This is a genomic window from Flavonifractor sp. An100, from assembly GCF_002161175.1.
Classification (GTDB): Bacteria; Bacillota; Clostridia; order Oscillospirales; family Oscillospiraceae; genus Lawsonibacter.
In genome coordinates this window covers 1-17,901 of record NZ_NFMA01000011.1, presented here as the reverse complement: position 1 = coordinate 17,901, position 17,901 = coordinate 1, and the positions used below count along the sequence as shown (strand labels likewise).

The window sequence follows — 17,901 nt, the reverse complement described above, 5'->3', positions numbered from 1 at the left end:
CGGTCAGCCCTGGCCGTAGTAGGCCCCGGGTCCGTGCTTGCGAAGATAGTGCTTATCCAGCAGCTCCTGCTGCATGGGGGGCAGGCCGGGGGTGAGGGCCATGGCATGGAAGTCCATAAAGGCCACTTCCTCCAGCACCACGGCGTTGTGCACCGCGTTGAAGGGATCGGTGCCCCAGGCAAAGGGTCCGTGGCTGTAGACCAGGACGGCGGGGACCTGGGCGGGGTCGATGTTCCGGGTGCGGAAGGTCTCGATGATCACATTGCCCGTCTCCAGCTCATATTTTCCGGCGATCTCCTCGGGGGTCATCTTCCGGGTGCAGGGGATCTCCCCGTAGAAATAGTCCCCCTGGGTGGTGCCCATGGCGGGCACGCCCCTGCCCGCCTGGGCAAAGGAGGTGGCCCAGCGGCTGTGGGTGTGGACGATCCCCCCCAGCGCGGGGAAGGCCCGGTAGAGGGCCAGATGGGTATCGGTGTCGCTGGAGGGCTTATACTTCCCCTCCACCCGCTCCCCGGTCTCCAGGCTGACCACCACCATGTCCTCGGGGGCCATGTCGTCGTACTCCACGCCGGAGGGCTTGATGACCATCAGGCCCTGCTCCCGGTCCACCCCGGACACGTTGCCCCAGGTAAAGGTGACCAGCCCGTGCTTGGGCAGGAGAAGATTCGCCTCACAGACCTGCTGTTTCAGTTCTTCCAGCATTGCATATACTCCTTTCAAGCAGGCCGCCGGACAGCGGGGAGCTGCCCGGCGGCACATTCGGCTTACTCTTACAGATTCTTCAGCTTCCAGGCAATATCATTGAGGAACAGCTGCTGCTCCAACCCCTCCACCGTGGTATCCTTGGTGATGTGGACAAACTCAATGTCCATCATATTGGCCCAATCCTTCATCTGCTCGGCGGTGACGTCGTAGCTGAGTACGGTGTGGTGGGCGCCACCGGCAGTGATCCAGCACTCCACGCCGGTGGTGAGGCTGGGCTCGGCCTGCCACATGACCCGGGCCACAGGGAGGTTCGGCATGGGCATGATGGGCTTGACGCAGTGGATATCCTGGCAGATCAGACGCAGGCGGCCGCCCATGTCGATGAGGCTGACCACGATGGCGTCCCCTTCCTTGCCCTCAAAGACCAGGCGGGCGGGGTCCTTCTCGTTCATCCCGATGCCCAGGTGGTGGGTCTCAATGCGGGGCTTTCCGGCAGCCAGAGAGGGGCACACCTCCAGCATATGGGCGCCCAGGCTGTACTCCTGGCCGGGGACCAGATGATAGGTATAGTCCTCCATAAATGCGGAGGCACCGTTTCCATTTTCGCCCATGGCCTTCATGATGGTGGTCATGGCGGCCACCTTCCAGTCACCCTCGCCGCCGTAGCCGTAGCCCTGAGCCATCAGGTGCTGGCTGGCCAGGCCAGGCAGCTGCTCCATGCCGTACAGGTCTTGGAAGGTGTTGGAGAAAGCCTTACACCCCTCGGCGTCCAGCATCTTCTTCATGGCGATCTCTTCCCGGGCCTGGTAGCGGATGGCCGCCAGGTTATCGGTGGCAATGTCGTAGGAGGCCTTATAGGTCTCCACCAGCGCGTCGATCTCCTGGTCGGTGACCTCGTTCATCACCTTCACCAGGTCGCCCACGGCCCAGGTGTTCACCTGCCAGCCCAGCTTGGCCTGGACCTCCACCTTGTCGCCCTCGGTGACGGCCACTTCCCGCATGTTATCCCCGAAGCGCATGACCTTCAGGCTCTTGCTGTAGGCCACGCCCACAGCTGCCCGCATCCAGTCGCCCAGACGCTTCTGTACGTCCTCGTCCTGCCAGTAGCCGGCGATGACCTTCCGGGGCATGCGCAGCCGGGCGGCAATGAATCCGTGCTCCCGGTCGCCGTGGGCGGCCTGGTTCAGGTTCATGAAGTCCATGTCGATCTCCTCGTTGGGGATCTCCCGGTTATACTGGGTGGCGAAGTGGCAGTAGGGCTTCTGCAGGTTCACAAAGCCGTTGATCCACATTTTCGAGGGGGAGAAGGTGTGGCACCAGGTGATGATGCCGCAGCAGTTGTCGTTGTAGTTGGCCTCCTTGACCACGTCGGCGATCTCCTTGTTGGTCTTGGCGGTCACCTTGTACACCAGCTTGCAGGGCAGGTTTCCGGAGGCATTGAGCTTCTCGGCCATCTCGGCGGCCCGGGCGGCCACGATCTCCAGCACCTCAGGGCCGTACAGGAACTGACTGCCCACTACAAACCAAAATTCCTTGTCCTTCATATTCATCAGAATTACCTCCATTCCTTACCGGACCGAGCGCTGCCGCTCAGTCCTCCTGAACACACTCCACAGCGGTCCGTTCCACCGCCAGCGCCTTGGCGTACCGACCCAGGAAGCGGGCAAAGCCCTCCCGGTCCTCCGCATCCGGGCTCTGGGTGGAGACCTGCTGTCCCGCAAAGACCTGATGATCCAGATAGTGCTCCAGCGTCTCTCCCTCCTGCCGGTTGACCATATAGGCAGCCAGCAGCGCCATGCCCCAGGGGCCGCCCTCGCCGGCCGTCTCCATGACGGACACGGGAGCTCCCGCGGCGGCGGCCAGGATCTTCTGTCCCACCACCGGGGTTTTGAAGAATCCGCCGTGGCCCAGCAGCCGGTCCACATTCACCTGCTCCTGTGCCAGGATGTCCAGGCCGATCTTCAGGGTGGCCAGGGCGGAGTAAAGCTGGGCCCGCATAAAGTTGGCAAAGGTGAGCTGGGCCTCGGGGGTACGGACCAGCAGGGGCCGTCCCTCCTCCAAACCGGTGATGGGCTCACCGGAGAGGTAGTTGTAGAGCAGCAGTCCACCGCCGTCCCGTTCTCCCGCCTGGGCGGACTGGAACATGGCGGTAAAAATCTGGTTCATGTCGGGCGTCTGGCCCAGGGCCTCCAGGAAGCCTTTGAACACCTGGGCCCAGGCGTTAATCTCATTGGTGCAGTTGTTGCAGTGGACCATGGCCACTGGTGCTCCGTCTGGGGTGGTCACCATATCAATTTCCGGGTACACCTTGGACAGGGCCTTCTCCAGCACGATCATGGCAAACACGCTGGTGCCCGCCGACACATTGCCCGTACGCTTGGCCACCGCGTTGGTGGCCGCCATGCCGGTGCCCGCGTCGCCCTCAGGCGGGGCCAGAGGAATACCCGCCGGAAGCTGGCCGGTGGGATCCAGCAGCTTGGCCCCCTCCGCCGTGAGGGTACCGGCCTCGTCCCCGGCGCACAGCACCTGGGGCAGGATGTCCCGCAGCTTCCAGGAGTAGCCCATCTCGCCGGCCAGGACATCAAAGGACTCCACCATGGTCTGGTCGTAGTCCCGGGTGTCACTGTCGATGGGGAACATACCGCTGGCCTCTCCCACGCCCAACACCTTTCTTCCGGTGAGCTTATAGTGGACGTAGCCGGCCAGGGTGGTGAGGTAGGCGATGCGGTGCACATGCTCCTCCCCGTTGAGCATGGCCTGATAGAGGTGGGCAATGGACCAGCGCTGGGGGATGTTGAAGGAGAACCGCTCCGTCAGGGCCTGGGCGGCCCGGCCGGTGGTGGTGTTGCGCCAGGTGCGGAAGGCGGCCAAGGCCTCCCCCTTCTCGTCCAGAGGGAGGTAGCCGTGCATCATGGCGGAAAAGCCCATGGCCTTGATCTGACCTAGCTTCTCCCCATAGCGCCCCTCCACATCCGCCCGCAGGGCGGCATAGGCCGCCTGCAGGCCGCTCCACACCTCATCCAGGTGGTAGGTCCAGTAGCCGTCCTCCAGGCGGTTTTCCCACATGTAGTCCCCGGACGCCAGAGGGGCGTGGTCAGGACCAATGAGAACCGCCTTGATGCGGGTGGAGCCAAGCTCAATGCCCAGGCAGACATTGCCTGTGCGGATCATTTCAGTTTTATCCATACAAAGGGCCTCCGTCACTTGTTCTTTTCCTTCAGTTTGGCAAAGATACTCTGAAGCACGATGAAGAAGCACAGCAGAGCGGCAGTGAGAATATTGGGCCAGGAGGAGGCCAGCTTGCCGTTGGTCTGCACGATGGTGGAAATGGTACCGTTGATGAGCACGCCGAAGAGGGTGCCAATCACATTGCCCACGCCTCCGGTGAGGAGGGTGCCGCCGATGACGGCGGAGGAGATGGCATCCATCTCCATACCGGTGGCCTGACTGACGCTGGCGGACATGGTGTTCATGCAGTAGCAGATACCTCCGATGGAGCACAGGAAGGAGGAGAGGACGTAGGCCTTCAGCTTGGTCTTCTTCACGTCCAGGCCCATCATGGCCGCGCTCTGCTCACTACCGCCCACGGCATAGAGGGAGCGGCCGAACTTAGTATAGCGCAGCACAAGGAAAATGACCACCAGTACCACCAGAGCGATCACCACACCGATGCCGATGTAGGGCATGATGAGCTTGCCCGCCCGGTTGACGGTGCCTCCAAAGGGCAGATAGATGCGGAAGTTGGCCACATCATAAAACAGTTGGTTGATCTCCGCGGTAATGGAGAGCTGATTGGTGGAGATGACCGCCGTCATGCCTCGGGCAAAGAACATACCGGCCATGGTGACGATAAAGGGCTGGATCTGGAGGTAGCCCACACAGTAGCCCTGGACCAGACCGAACACCACGCCGATGATCAGCACCAGAGCCACCATCACCGGGGCGCTGAGCTGCCACTCGCTCATGCCGTAGGCCAGGAGCATACAGTCCAGTGCCACCAGGGAGCCCACGGAGATGTCGATGCCTCCGGTGAGCATCACGCAGGTCATGCCGCAGGCCACACAGATCAGGCCCGCGTTGGTCCGGAACAGGTTCAGGAAGGTCTGCAAATTGGTAAAGCCCTTGCTGGAGTAGGCCACGCAGCCGGCGGCATACAGGGCGATAAACAGCAGGATGGTGATGAGCAGCAGCATGGTGTTTCCATTGATCTGCTTGCGCTCTTTGATTGCCTCAGCCTGTTTGCTCATACCCGGGCCACCTCCTTCTGGACGACCGCTTTCGCAGCGGCCCGCTTTTTGAACCAGGCCTTCACCGGGGGTGCCTGCACCGCCACAATGGCAATGACGATAACCGCCTTAAACACCGGGTTGACCGCAGTGGACACACCCATGGCCAGCATGGTGGTGGTAATGGCCTGGATGGTATAGGCGCCGATGATGGAGCCAGCCAGATTGAACCGGCCGCCGCCCAAGCTGTTGCCGCCCAGGGCCACCGCCAGGATGGCGTCCAGCTCCATGTCCAGGCCGATGTTGTTGGAGTCGGCGCTGGTGATTCGGGAGGAAGCCACAATGCCGGCGATGCCGGCACACAGGCCGCACACCAGGTAGCAGACAAAGATAATGCGCTTAGAATTGAGGCCGGCGATACGGCTGGCCTTCTTGTTGATGCCAACAGACTGGATGTACATGCCCATGGCGGTCTTCTTCAGCACCACGGACACGATGGCCACACACACCGCCGCAATGATAATAGGGGTGGGCACGGGGCCGATATAGCCGCCGAACACGCCGTATTCCGGCACGCGGATGTAGACGATCAGGTTGTTGCACAGCAACAGGCCGATGGCCCGGGCGGCCGACCACAAAATCAGGGTGGCCACCATGGGCTGGATATTCAGGTAAGCCACCAGAGCTCCGTTGAAGGCGCCGCACAGGCAGCCCATGAGCAGTGCGCCGATGAGGCCCACCGCCAGAGGCATGGCAAACTCCTCGGCGCTGTTTACCGAGGACACGCCGAAGCCGGCCACCAGCATGCAGCAGAAGGAGGCGCACAGAGACATGACCGAGCCCACGGAAATATCGGTACCGGCGGAGGCAGATACCACCAGGGTCATGCCGATGGCCAGGATAGCCACCTCACTGCCCCGGTTCAGGATGTTGATGATACGGCCGGTGAGCAGGTCGTTGGTAATGGTGATTTTAAAGAAGTTATAAAATTCGTTGCCCTGGGCCACGTCGTAGACGATATTGACGCACAGCACCAGCAGCATACAGAACACCGGCAGAAACAGCTTCTGCTGGGTGAGTTTTTTCAGCTTACTCATCCTTCCCACCTCCCGCGATGGCAGCCATAACCCGCTCCTGGGTCAGCTCGCCGTCCAGCTCTGCCACCTTAGCACCGTCCCGGAGAACCGCCATGCGGTTACAGGTACGCAGCATTTCTTCGATCTCAGAGGAGATAAACATGATGCTCTTGCCCTCTGCGGCCAGCTTGATGATGAGCTTTTGGATCTCTGTCTTGGTGCCGATATCAATGCCTCGGGTGGGCTCGTCCAGAATCAGGAAGTCGGGATCGGTGGCCAGCCAGCGGGCCAGGATGGCCTTTTGCTGGTTACCGCCGGACAACTGCTTGATGGGAGTCTCCCGGCTGGCGGTCTTGATTTGGAGCAGGTCAATATAGCGGTCGGCAATCTCCTCCTGCTTGGCCCGGGAGAGCTGCTTAAACATGCCCCGCTTGGCCTGGAGGGCCAGGATAATATTCTCCCGCACAGACAGGTCCCCGATGATACCCTCCGCCTTCCGGTCGTCGGGCAGCAGACCCATACCCATATTCATGGCATCGATGGGCTGGCTGATTTTGGCGGGCTTGCCCCCCACCTTCAAGGTACCCGTCTGGGCCTTGTCCGCGCCGTAAATGGCCCGGGCCAGCTCGCTGCGGCCGGAGCCCAGCAGGCCGGTCAGGCCAATGACCTCTCCTTTATGAATATCCAGGTCAAAGGGCTTGATGGTTCCCTTGTGGCTCAGCCCCCGGGCCTCAATCTCCAGGGGGGAGTCGGCGTCGTAGGTAAAGCCCTCGGGCTTGATGGAGGCCAGATCATCAAAGTCCTTGCCCATCATGGCGGCCACCAGCTTTACCCGGGGCAGCTCGGAAACGGGATACTCGCCCACCAGGGTTCCGTTGCGCAGTACGGTGATCCGGTCACACACCGCGTACACCTGCTCCAGGAAGTGGGTGACAAAGACGATGCCGACCCCCTGCTTCTTCAGCTGGAGCATCATGTTAAACAGCTTTTCCACCTCGCTGTCGTCCAGAGAGGAGGTGGGCTCGTCCAGGATCAGAACCTTGCAGTCCATGTCCACCGCCCGGGCGATGGCGATCATCTGCTGGATGGCCAGGGAGTAGTTCTCCAGGTTCTGGGTGACATCCACCTTGATATCCAGACGCTTGACCAGCTCGTCGGCCTTTTTGTTCATGGTCCGCCGGTCGATGGTGCGGAAGAGGGTCATGGGCTCCCGTCCGATGTACAGATTCTCTGCCACGCTCAGATTGGGGCACAGGTTGACCTCCTGGTACACCGTGGAGATCCCCACCCGCTGGGCGTCCAGAGTGGAGTGGTTTTTCACCGGCCCATCCACGCCGGCCACTCGAATTTCACCGGCCTCAAAGTCGTTGATGCCGGTCAGGCACTTGATGAGGGTAGACTTTCCCGCTCCGTTTTCCCCCATGAGGGCGTGGATCTCCCCTTTACGCAGGGTAAAATCCACATTGTCCAGTGCCTTGACTCCGGGGAAGGTCATGCTGATCCCCCGTGCCGTGAGAACGATGTTTTCTTCCAAATCAGATCACCTCGTATTAAAAGGGAGGACCCGAGATTCACCGGGGTCCTCCCTGGGGTTTACACCTGCGTTGTTTGAATTAGTAGGGACGGCCGTCCAGAACTTCCTGGGTGACATGGATCACGGGCTGCTCCTCACCGTTTACGGTGATGGTAGCCACGTTGTCCTCAGCGGCGAACCAGGACTCAGTCACGTAAATCTCCTTCTCGGGAGTCTCACCGGCCTCCAGCTGGTCGATGATCTCAGCAACAGTGGGAGCAGCCATGGGGTTGCACTCGAAGTTGGCGTTGATCTTGCCGTCCATAACCATCTGGACATAGGGCTTGTTGGCATCGAAGGACACCAGGATCACGTCGCCGCCCACACCGTAGGTGATACCGGCGTTGTCCATGGCGGTCATAGCACCGGCGGCCTCGTTATCGTTCTGGCAGATGACCACGTTGAACTGGCCCTTGTAGCTCTGGCAGTAGGACTCCATAACCTCCTGGCCGCCAGCCTCGGTGAAGTCACCGGACTGAGAGTCCAGAATGTTCCAGCCCTCACGGTCAGCGATCTCCTTGAAGCCCTCGGTACGGCCGATGGTGGCGGAGGCGCCCACGGAGCCCTCGATGACCAGGGCATTGATCTCAGCGATGCCCTTGTCAGCGGCATAGGCCTTCAGCCACTCGCCGCAGGCCAGACCCTCAACCTTAAAGTCGGAGCCGACCCAGGAAACGTACTTGTCGGAGTCGTCGATGGTACGGTCGATGACGATGACGGGGATACCGGCATCCTCACACTCGGTCAGGACGGCGTCCCAGCCGGTGGAGACGATGGGGTCGATGATGATGTAGTCAACGCCCTGCTGAATGAAGTTGCGGACGGCCTCCAGCTGTTTGGCGGAGTCGTTGTCGCAGTCCACGAAGACCAGATCGTAGCCGTTCTCCTCGGAGAACACATCATAAGCGGAATTGGTGGAAGCGGTACGCCAGTCGGACTCGTGACCCACCTGAGCGAAGCCAACGGAGATCACATCGCCATCGCTGCCGGAAGCGGAGCCGGCGGAACCGGCAGATCCGGCAGAGCCAGCGGAACCGGCGGAACCAGCGGAGCTGGAGGAGCTGGAAGTGCCTCCACAGGCGGCAAGAGCCAGAGACATAGCCAGAGCAAGGGTCAGAGCAAGCAGTTTCTTTTTCATTCCTAAACTCTCCAATCTATATCGATTTTGCAGGTGTCCAAGGGTTCCGCCCTTGGACTTTATGTTTGGAGTATAGCGCGCCCACATCCCCTTGTCAATAAATACATCCGTATGATTTTCATTTTTATACGTATAAACAATACAAATTATGTCAATAATCCATTTTTAGAACGGTACAATTTTTTATTTTTCTTGATTAAGTTTTTAATATTTATCTGTTGCTTTGTTTTTAATAACTTTTTTCAGGTTTGTTTTGTTCTTTTTCTCCCTTTTTTCCCAGCCGAGCCTTCGTGATATTCCACAATCATCTCAGTTCTCCCGGAAGTTCCGCCCGTTCTTCTGTGTATTTTGCACACCACTTTTTTCCTTTTTGGTCTGTTTTTTCCCTCCTGCCTTCGTACGATCTCCAGGTTGTCTTGGTTTCGCTCCAGAACTCCCCCATTTTCATTTTTTAAAAATACGTACAATTTTCACTTTGCTCCTTGAAATTGTCAGCCTAACTATGGTATGGTATAGGAAAGCTTAGAGTGTCACTAAGGGGGAAGGGAACCATGGCTCCGAAATACCAACAGGTGGCCGACGTTCTGCGGGGTGAAATCGCGGAAGGCCTCTACCAAAAGCGGATGCTTTTGCCCACCGAGCAGGTGCTGTGCCAGCAGTTCAATGTCAGCCGCCAGACCATCCGGCAGGCTCTTTCCGTATTGGCCTCGGAAGGCTATATCCAGCGCAAACAGGGAAGCGGCTCCCACATCCTGAAACGGGATGAAGGGCTTTCCGCACCCAGACGAACGGTAGCTGTCGTCACCACCTATATCAGCAATTACATTTTCCCCTCCATCCTCCGGGAAATTGAAACGGTCCTCTCCGCCAACAACGGCGCTCCCACCCTCTACGCCACCCAAAACCAGGTGTCCAGTGAGCGGCGCATTCTGCAATCCCTCCTGGACGGCGAGCTGCCGGACGGTATTTTGGTGGAGGGCACAAAAACCGGCCTGCCAAACCCCAACCTGGACCTCTACCGCAAGCTGATCAGCCGGGGCGTGCCCATGGTATTTATGCACGGCATCTACCCCGAGCTGTCCGACTCCTTATCCGTCTTAGACGACAACTACGGCGGCGGACGGCAATTGGTGGAGTATTTGTACGCCAAGGGCCACCGCTCCATTGCCGGTATTTTTAAAAATGACGACATTCAGGGCCTGCAGCGCTACGCCGGCTATACCGACGCCCTCCGCGACCTGGGCCTTCCCCTGGAGGACCAGCGGGTCCTTTGGTACAATACCGAGAGCAAGGAGCTCTTCCTCTCCGGCGACGCCTTCTGGGATCTGGCCGGCGATATGTTCCTCAACTGCTCCGCCCTGGTTTGTTACAACGACGAGATCGCCTCCCGGCTGGTCAGTCTGCTCCTGAAGCGGGGCGTCCGGATCCCCGAGGAGGTGGCTGTGGTGAGCTTCGACAACAGTCAATACAGCGAGCTGTCCGTTCTCCCCATCACGTCCCTGTCCCACGGGGAATATAATGTGGGCCGCATGGCGGCCGAGCTGCTGATCCGCCTGTTCAATGGGGAAACCGGACAGTCCCAGCTGGCCCCCTGGACTCTGGTGGAGCGTCAGAGCAGCTGACCTCCCGCTTCTTTCGGTCCGCGGCAAGCCCACCCCCTCCCGGTTCTATCCCCGGAACGCTGCATATGCTTTTATGACAAAAGCGCCCGTATCCTCCAAGTTCTTGGATGGATACGGGCGCTTCTTCTTAGTTTACTTCCGGTTTTGCTCGTTCAAGACAAGCAGCCGCTCAGCCGTTTACGTCTTGCGGCACATTCTCCTGGTTCATTTCCTCCATCAGGCGGTGGAACTGCCCCAGGATCGCGGAGGCCTCCGCACGGGTGGCCTGGCCCACGGGGTCCAGGATACCGTCGCCCTTGCCGGCCAGCAGGCCCATGGCATTGGCCCAGGACAGAGCATCCTGTGCGCCCGCGGAAGCGATACTCACATCGGTAAAGGCGGACAAGTCGCCCCTCTTGCTCACGTCCAATCCCTTCTGCTTGGCGTAGTTCATCATGATGATGGCCAGCTGCTCCCGGGTCACCGGGTCATTGGGACCGTAGATCCCGTCACCATAGCCGCTGACGATCCCGTTCTGGGCAGCCCAGCAGGTGGCATCGGCGTAGTAGGCGTCGGAGGCCACGTCGGTAAAGGAGCAGCCGGACACCTGGGGCTTGCCCTCCAGGCTGTACAGGATGGTGACCACCATGCCGCGGGAAGTCGTAACTTCAGGGGCAAACTGGGTGGCGGACACGCCGGCCATCAGCCCGTTTTCATAGGCGTACTTCACAGCATCCACATACCAGGCGCCTTCGGCCACATCCAGGAAGGGCTGGCCCTGGGCGGGGATGATTTCAGGCTCTACCGCCTTGAAGGTGGCCTTCACATCTACTGTACCGGAAGGCATAACGAAGGTATAGACGTTCTCAGACTTTTTCGTCAGCTCCAGCACATTGCCCTTGTTGTCCCGTACCGTCAGCTTATCCAGTTCATAGCCGGTGTCAGGCTTGACGGTGACCGTGACCACATCGCCCTTCTTGGCGCGCTCGGTGGAGAGGGTCACAGAGCCGTTTTCGCTCTTGGATACACTGGGGGTGTAGTAGCTGGTGGAGCTGCCTCCGCCACCTCCGCCAGGTGCGGTGTAGTTCTGGGCAGCACGCTTCAGTTCTCCATTTACCGTACCGTTGACACGGAACTCAGCGGCGATGGTGTGGGTGCCGCCGCCGGCATTCTGGAAGGTCTGGGCCTTAATGGTGATCTTTGTGCTTCCCTCTTCGGCAATGTAATCCACACCTTCCACCAGCTTCTCGCCGTCCAGCCAGAAGTCCTGGAACTCGCCCAGCTCGCCACGGGACTCAAATACCTGGTCGGTGAATTCCGTCAGTCTGTCAGGAACACGCACGTCCAGCTCGTAGCCCGGATCGGTGGCACCCTCCACGTTTTCGTTGGTGTTGTTCAGCACCGTCATGGTGAACTCCGCCGTGTCAGAATATTCCTCTTCTCCGTTGTAGGCGGCTTTTACGGTAAAGGTAAACTCGCCGTACTCGGTGGGTACACCGTAGATCTCACCATTGGGCTTCAGCTCTACCCCACGGGGCAGCTCGCCGCTGACCAGAGTGAACCGAATGGCATCGCTGGCATCCATGTTGTTGGTCTGAATCACGCTGGAGTAGGGGACGTACTTAACTCCATCCCGAATATCCGTGGTGGTGATCTTGGGTACGCCTGCCACACCGGTGAGCTTGATGACCACATCCTCCTGGCCGTCGGCGGAGATGGTCAACGTGCCGCTGATCTCACCCTGAGCGCCCTCGGGGGCCACCAGGCGGACCTTGGCGATGTTGCCCATGTCCGCGCTACTAGCGCTATCAAAGGCTCCCAGAGTCTGGGTGGAACCGTCCCGGACCTGCCAATACTCGTCCAGGGCGATGTTCTGGGCATCCTCGGACAAAGTGACGGTCAGACCGGTCAACTCCTGGGTGCCGATATTGGCCATGAAAATATCGTGGCGATAGTTATGGGCCTCATCCAGGTAGATCGTCCGAACCGGGAGATTATCCTCCTCGTCGTAGTGGCCCTCATAATTGGTGGCGTTGACAAACAGCTTGGGACCGGGCTGGAGGGTCAGGTAGGTCACCCAGTAGTTCTTCAGGTGGCTTCCGCTCTCCGCCGCAGCGGAGTACTGGATGGGTGCCCCGGAGGTAAAGGAGACGGAAGTGATTCCATTCTCCTGCTTGGTTCCGCTGGTGGTTCCCTCCCCGGCGTACATGGTCACCTGGTTGCCGGTGTAGAACAGAGGAACGATCTCATCGTCCGCCACCGGCATAAAGCGATAGACTCCAGTTGGGTAATTGTCCTGGTCCGATCCATCGTTGGTTTTCAGCAGGAAAACGGTCTGGTAACCGTTGTAATAGTAGCTGTCGTCCTTATAGGACATGGTATATGCGCTGTAGTTGGAACCGTCCGCACTCTCCTTGGCCCCATTGGCCCGGAAGTAGGTGTCGCTGGAGGTCGGTCTAGGCTCCGAGGGAAGCCGGCTTCCCACCGTCTTTACCTCCATGTAGTGCATAAAGCCATCGGTATCCAACACGCTGAAGATTACCCCGTCGCTGTAATCGGCCAGGTAACCCCCATCATAGCCGGCATCGGAGAACAGCTGGTCCTTGATATTCTCTGCCGCTCCTGCCGCAGGCATGTCCTCGGCGCTGGCTACATAGCCCACACAGGCGGACTGTACATAGGCGATCCCGTTGTCTGTGACATAGTCATCGGCAGGGTTGTACAGTTCTGCACCAAAATAGTAGTCTCCATTTACCGGGTAGCCAGAGTCCAGCGCAATCTCCAGATGCAGATACTCGTCATAGTCGCTGTAACTTATATCCCAGATGTTGGTTCGGCCCCCATCCTTTTCCGCATACAGTCCATTCCAGGACAGGTCCATGGTGGCCTCATACATGTAGAGGACAAAATTCTCTGTATACACCGTCTGGCCATCCCGCTTGAGAACAACGGTGACCTCCGGCATATTTTTGTATCCTGTCTGATAGCTGTAATCCGCCAGATAACCAGCGGCGGAAGCGCCCCAGATTTGGGCGGTAAGTTCCTCCGCTCCAGCTGCCACAGCTGCCGCTTCCGAGTCGTACCGGCCCTTGTACACCACCGCGCTCAGACCTGTGAGCTCCGGCTGCAGGTCCATGGTCAGATAGGCCTGCTGGCCCGCCTGCCACGCCTTGGGGTCGGCCCCCATCTGCATCACATCTCCATTGCTCCGCTCCGAGAGATAGGTGTCATAGATGGCAATTTCGGTTCCCTCTGTCGACTTGGCCTGGAAGGAGAATATCTCCCTCATGGGAGTAATCGCCACGTCGATCTCGTAGCGCTGGTTGCTGGCGTTCAGCTGGTCCCCATCCCCCACAATCAGTGTCAAGCTCACATAGTCATTGTAGTCACTACGGGGGGTCAGGTCGATCACATCGTCCGCTTTGACAAACTGGAAGTTGTCATCTCCGTTTGCTGCCCAGACGATGGTCTCCCCCGCTCCCACGGTGATTGGAGAGGCACCAGAATAGTTCGTGGTGTTGTCCAGAATGGTTTGGACCGGCACAGCTGCCAGCTCACCCGGCAGATAATGGGTCAAATCCAAATCCAGATAGTCCTCATCCAGAGGCAGCAGGGACATATAGGTGGGGAGCATCTCTTCCGACGCCTGGACGCTGGAGCTCAGATCCCCGCCCACCGCCGTGCCCACGGCGGTTTCGCCCGCCCACGCGGCGGTGGGCAGGACAGAGACCAGCATCAGCGCCGAGAGGAGCAGCGCCAGTCTCTTTTTCAGGGTTCGCATTTCTCTATACCTCCTTATACGTATTCCCAAGAGCGATCAGCTCCTGGATGGAATAAATGCGGCTCTCCCGCACACTTCCCGATGGGTAATCAAAGACCAGCCGGTCCCCCACGATGTCGCACAGGTCAGGCAGGTAGGCCAGGGTCTCGCAGTTCTCGTCCAGAAGAAGGCCGTAGCGCTCCCCCTGGGCGGAGATGTATTCCGTCACCACATACTCCCCTACCTGGGTCACATAGGTGAGGTAGGCGTCCTGCTCCAGGGTCCGGATCTCCTCGCCCGTCTCCCGGTCGTAAGCCACCGGAGCCTCATGGAGGGGGGCGGTGATCCGCAGGCGGTCGGTGAAAAATTCCTCGTACAGATCCGGGTTAGGGGCCTCCCCCGCCGTCTCCGAGCGCAGCGAGCCGTCGGCGGCGGAGTAGGTGCGCACCGTCCCGTCGTAGTAGATGACCTCCAGATAGGAGTCCCCCTCCACCCGGCGGTACTGCTGGTCATAGACCTGGTTGGGGTCGGGGATGGACACTTCCCGGATGAGGCCGCCGTCTATTCCGTACAGGCGGAAGGCGTTGTAGCGGAAGAGCATCACGGTCTGGCCGTCGGCACTCAGACGCAGCTCGTCGTGGTCATAGGTGGGGTCGTAGGAGAAGATCTGGCTCTGGCTATGGTCCTCCAGCCGCAGCACCCGCACCTGGGGGGTGTCCCGGCTGGCCGCCACGGCATAAGGGCCGGCGGCCTGGACAAAGTCGCAGCTGTATCCCAGGTCCTCCTTGGACAGCAGGCCGGCCCCCCGGTCAAAGAACCAGAAGGTCTGATCCCCGGTGGCCACCATGGTGTACTCCGGCCCCCGGGAAAACCCGGTGATGGTGCTCCCCTGGGTGTAGGCCACCTCGGTCTGCTCCCCCGTCACCGGGTCCAGCTTGACCAGTACGTTCTCGGTGGCCACGAAAATGCCGTCCTCCCCGGCCTGGACCCGGAAGGGCTGCTGGCCGGAAAAGCCTCCGGTCTGGACCAGATTTTCCGTGTCGATGACGGCAAAGAGGGCGTCCTCCCCCGAGCCGCTGGCGGAGAAGGCCAGATAGGGGCCGTAGAATCCCCCTTCAAAATGGGTGTACCCCGAGGGGTCCAGCAGCTCCAGGTCGTTTTCCCCCGTCTCCAGGTCGAAGACAGCCAGGGTGCCGTCGGAGAAGCTCACCGCCAGCCAGCTCCCGTCGGCGCTGAGGGCAAAGAGGTTGTCCTCCGGATCGGCAAAGGTGTCGTTGGTCAGGGTGCGCTGTCCCCGGCCGCCGAACTCCACGGTCTTGACCAGGGCCCCGGTGGCGGCGTCATAGACCGAGGCGGTCCCCTGGTCCTTGTACACCCCGGCCACCCGGCTTCCGTCGGCGGAGAGGGCGATGCCGGTGGCCGGACCGCCGGCCCACAGCTCTTGACCCTGAGCCAGATCGTAGGCCCGCAGGGCCCCTTCTCCGGCGTAGATCAGCTTGTCCTCGCCCGAGAAGACCAGGTCGGACAGGGCGGAGGGCTCGGCGGGCAGGGCGGCCAGCTGCCCGCCGGTGGCGGTATCGTACACCGCCGCCTCATAGGCGTACAGGGCCGCCAGCCGGGTCCCCTCCGGGGAGAGGACCAGCTTCAGGGGCTCCGAGGGCAGCTGGATGGATTCCAGCGCCTTGAAGCCGTCGGACAGGTCATAGACCCCCAGCGCGTCGGCCAAGGCCCGCTGGGCCTGGGGAATATAGGGCGGGGTGAGGATGCTGTTCTGGTCCGGAAGCGCCTGGAGGGCGTAGTCCACCGCTCCGGCCACGTCTCCCGACGCCAGGGCGTTCCCGGAGTACTCCGCCAGGGCGTAGGCGGCCTGCTCCGCCTCCATCCGCTTCAGACCCACAAAGGTGGATAGACCTCCCCCCAGAAATACCAGCGCCAGCACAGCGGCCGCCATCCGCTCTCTCCGCTTGTGCCGGCGGGAGCGGGGGTCGTTCTCGTGAAGCCCGTTCAGGGCGGCCAGCATCTCTTCCGCCGTCTGGTAGCGCAGGTCCGGGTTGGGCTGCATCGCCTTTTGGACAATGGCCGCCACGGCGGGGCTGACGTTCTGGTCCCCGATGGGGAACACCTCTTTGGCGTCCTGGGCCGGACGCACGCCGGTGAGCAGGTGGTACAGGGTCGCCCCCAGGCTGTAGATGTCCGAACGGACATCCAGCAGCACCGTTCGCTGTCCGCTCCCGGACCCGGAGCCGGAAGAGCTGGACTCCCCCACTACGGGGAGCTGGGTGGTCGCCCCTTCCGTCAGGCGGGTGTTCACGTCGGTGTCCAGACCCTGGGTGACGGCGGCGGCGGTGTAGTCCAGGCCGTAGTGCTCCGGGGAGGCGTAGCCCCGGCTGAACCCTACCCGCACCGCCCCCTCCTCCCCCAGGGCCAGGGCGATGTTGAAGTCGATCAGACAGATGTCCCCGCTGGGGGTCAGCATAATATTGGCCGGTTTGATATCGCTGTGGAGAATACCATGGGGCGGACGGCTGTGGAGGTAGCACAGGGCCTCCAACAGCTGCCTGGCCCAGTGGATGACCTGGGGCTGGGAAAAGCGCTCCCCCCGTTTCAGCGGCTTATCCAGGCTCTCGCCCTGGATATAGTCCATCACGGTGTAGACCACGCCGTCCTCCGCCACAAAGTCATAGACCTGGGGAATGTAGGTGTGGCTCAAATTTTTCAGGGCATCCACCTCTCGCCGGAGCACCTCCGGTTTGGCGGACAGGGTGCGCTTGTCCGCCTTCAGCACCACCTGCTTGCCCAGGCGGAGATGCTTGGCCAGATAGACCACGCCGCCGCCGCCCGAACCGATCTCTCCCAGAATTTCATAGGTAGACGCAACAATATGAGACATGGGACCTCCTCACCGCATCAGCGCGGCTTTTTTCCGTATTCCTCCTCCAGACGGCGCCGAAGGCGCCGCCCGGTGGCGTGGAAGATGCCAACCGCCGCCAAGGCCAATACCGCCGCCGCGCCCATCAGCACGATTCCGCCGTAAAAAAAGAGTTCCGTTGTGGTCAGGTGCAACACCGTTCCACCCTCCTTTCCTTGCTTTGGACGGATTTACTCCTCCCAGATGTACTCCGCTCCTCCGGTGCCGAAGGCGATCCGGCTGCCCTGGCGCAGCGGCTTGGGGACGTTGGGGATCAGCTTCTCCCCGTCCACAAAGGTGCCCGCGCTGGAGGACAGGTCCTGTACGGTGTAACCCTCCGGCCCCCGCTCAATGGCCGCGTGATGGCGGCTCACCGCGCGGGTGCGCTTATCAAACTCAAAGTCGGACTGGGGCCGTCCCACGGAGACGTCGAAGCGGCCGATGGTAAAGGGGCGGCCCACCTCGATCTCCACGGGAATTTCCCGGGGCAGGGAGGGGTCCCCGATCAGGCGCAGCCGGGGACAGTTCATTTCGTCAGACAGCTGGGTCGCCTCACAGCTCTCCTCCGTGGGAGGGGCCCAGGACTGCTGGGGGATCACCTGGACGGGATCCGGGACGGGCTGGGCCGCCGCCCCCAGCAGCAGCTCCTGAGCGGGGGCCTCCTTTTTCTGGAACAGGCCGCCCCGCTTGTGGGGCTCCTCCTTGTGGGGTTCCTCTTTGGGGGCCTTTTTGCCCTTCTTGCCAAACAGGCCCCAGCCCTTTTCCTTCTCTTTCTTTCCGCCCCCCGACAAGTCGATCACAATGTCGTCCTCCATGCCCGGGAACAGTCCCGAAGCCTGGGAAGCCCCCTGGGGCTTGGGGTCCGAATACCCGGGCTGCGGCGCGGCAGCCGGGGCGGGCGCAGGCTCCGAAGC

At 60.7% G+C, this 17,901-nt stretch carries 12 protein-coding genes; 1 reads left to right on the top strand and 11 read right to left on the bottom strand.

The window, feature by feature from the left end:
* Window positions 1-3: 3 nt before the first annotated feature.
* The 7 genes from araD to B5E43_RS07740 form a co-directional block, all read right to left on the bottom strand.
* Window positions 4-702, bottom strand: a complete 699-nt coding sequence (gene araD, locus B5E43_RS07770; protein WP_087395389.1) for an L-ribulose-5-phosphate 4-epimerase — start codon at window positions 700-702, stop codon at window positions 4-6.
* Window positions 703-770: 68 nt separating this feature from the next.
* Window positions 771-2,255: an L-arabinose isomerase gene (araA, locus tag B5E43_RS07765; RefSeq protein WP_206406956.1), complete on the bottom strand. Its 1,485-nt coding sequence runs from the start codon at window positions 2,253-2,255 to the stop codon at window positions 771-773.
* Window positions 2,256-2,295: 40 nt separating this feature from the next.
* The gene (locus B5E43_RS07760; protein ID WP_087395385.1) at window positions 2,296-3,891 is read right to left on the bottom strand and encodes an FGGY-family carbohydrate kinase; all 1,596 of its coding nucleotides are present in this window, start codon (window positions 3,889-3,891) and stop codon (window positions 2,296-2,298) included.
* A gap of 14 nt (window positions 3,892-3,905) precedes the next feature.
* On the bottom strand, window positions 3,906-4,952 hold the full coding sequence (locus B5E43_RS07755) for a sugar ABC transporter permease YjfF (protein ID WP_087395381.1): 1,047 nt from the start codon (window positions 4,950-4,952) through the stop codon (window positions 3,906-3,908).
* Complete coding sequence (locus tag B5E43_RS07750) at window positions 4,949-6,028, bottom strand: ABC transporter permease (RefSeq protein ID WP_087395377.1); 1,080 nt, start codon at window positions 6,026-6,028, stop codon at window positions 4,949-4,951. Before B5E43_RS07750 ends, B5E43_RS07755 begins: the two co-directional genes overlap by 4 nt.
* Window positions 6,021-7,502 carry a sugar ABC transporter ATP-binding protein gene (locus B5E43_RS07745; protein ID WP_343214288.1) on the bottom strand — a complete coding sequence of 494 codons (1,482 nt, stop codon included), beginning with the start codon at window positions 7,500-7,502 and terminating at the stop codon, window positions 6,021-6,023. The genes B5E43_RS07750 and B5E43_RS07745 overlap by 8 nt, the downstream gene beginning before the upstream one ends.
* A 118-nt stretch (window positions 7,503-7,620) precedes the next feature.
* The gene (locus tag B5E43_RS07740; protein ID WP_087395371.1) at window positions 7,621-8,718 is read right to left on the bottom strand and encodes an ABC transporter substrate-binding protein; all 1,098 of its coding nucleotides are present in this window, start codon (window positions 8,716-8,718) and stop codon (window positions 7,621-7,623) included.
* A gap of 551 nt (window positions 8,719-9,269) precedes the next feature.
* Here B5E43_RS07740 and B5E43_RS07735 point away from each other — a divergent pair.
* Window positions 9,270-10,340 carry a GntR family transcriptional regulator gene (locus B5E43_RS07735; protein ID WP_087395368.1) on the top strand — a complete coding sequence of 357 codons (1,071 nt, stop codon included), beginning with the start codon at window positions 9,270-9,272 and terminating at the stop codon, window positions 10,338-10,340.
* A gap of 169 nt (window positions 10,341-10,509) precedes the next feature.
* Here B5E43_RS07735 and B5E43_RS15485 read toward each other — a convergent pair whose 3' ends face one another.
* The 4 genes from B5E43_RS15485 to B5E43_RS07720 all read right to left on the bottom strand — a co-directional run.
* Window positions 10,510-14,100: an S-layer homology domain-containing protein gene (locus B5E43_RS15485; protein WP_242964763.1), complete on the bottom strand. Its 3,591-nt coding sequence runs from the start codon at window positions 14,098-14,100 to the stop codon at window positions 10,510-10,512.
* A gap of 4 nt (window positions 14,101-14,104) precedes the next feature.
* Window positions 14,105-16,969, bottom strand: a complete 2,865-nt coding sequence (locus B5E43_RS07725) for a WD40 repeat domain-containing serine/threonine-protein kinase (RefSeq protein ID WP_087395365.1) — start codon at window positions 16,967-16,969, stop codon at window positions 14,105-14,107.
* A 17-nt stretch (window positions 16,970-16,986) separates the two neighbouring features.
* Window positions 16,987-17,145: a hypothetical protein gene (locus B5E43_RS15100; RefSeq protein WP_158098994.1), complete on the bottom strand. Its 159-nt coding sequence runs from the start codon at window positions 17,143-17,145 to the stop codon at window positions 16,987-16,989.
* Between the two features lie 33 nt (window positions 17,146-17,178).
* On the bottom strand, window positions 17,179-17,901 hold a 723-nt coding region (locus B5E43_RS07720), incomplete at its 5' end, for an FHA domain-containing protein (protein WP_158098993.1).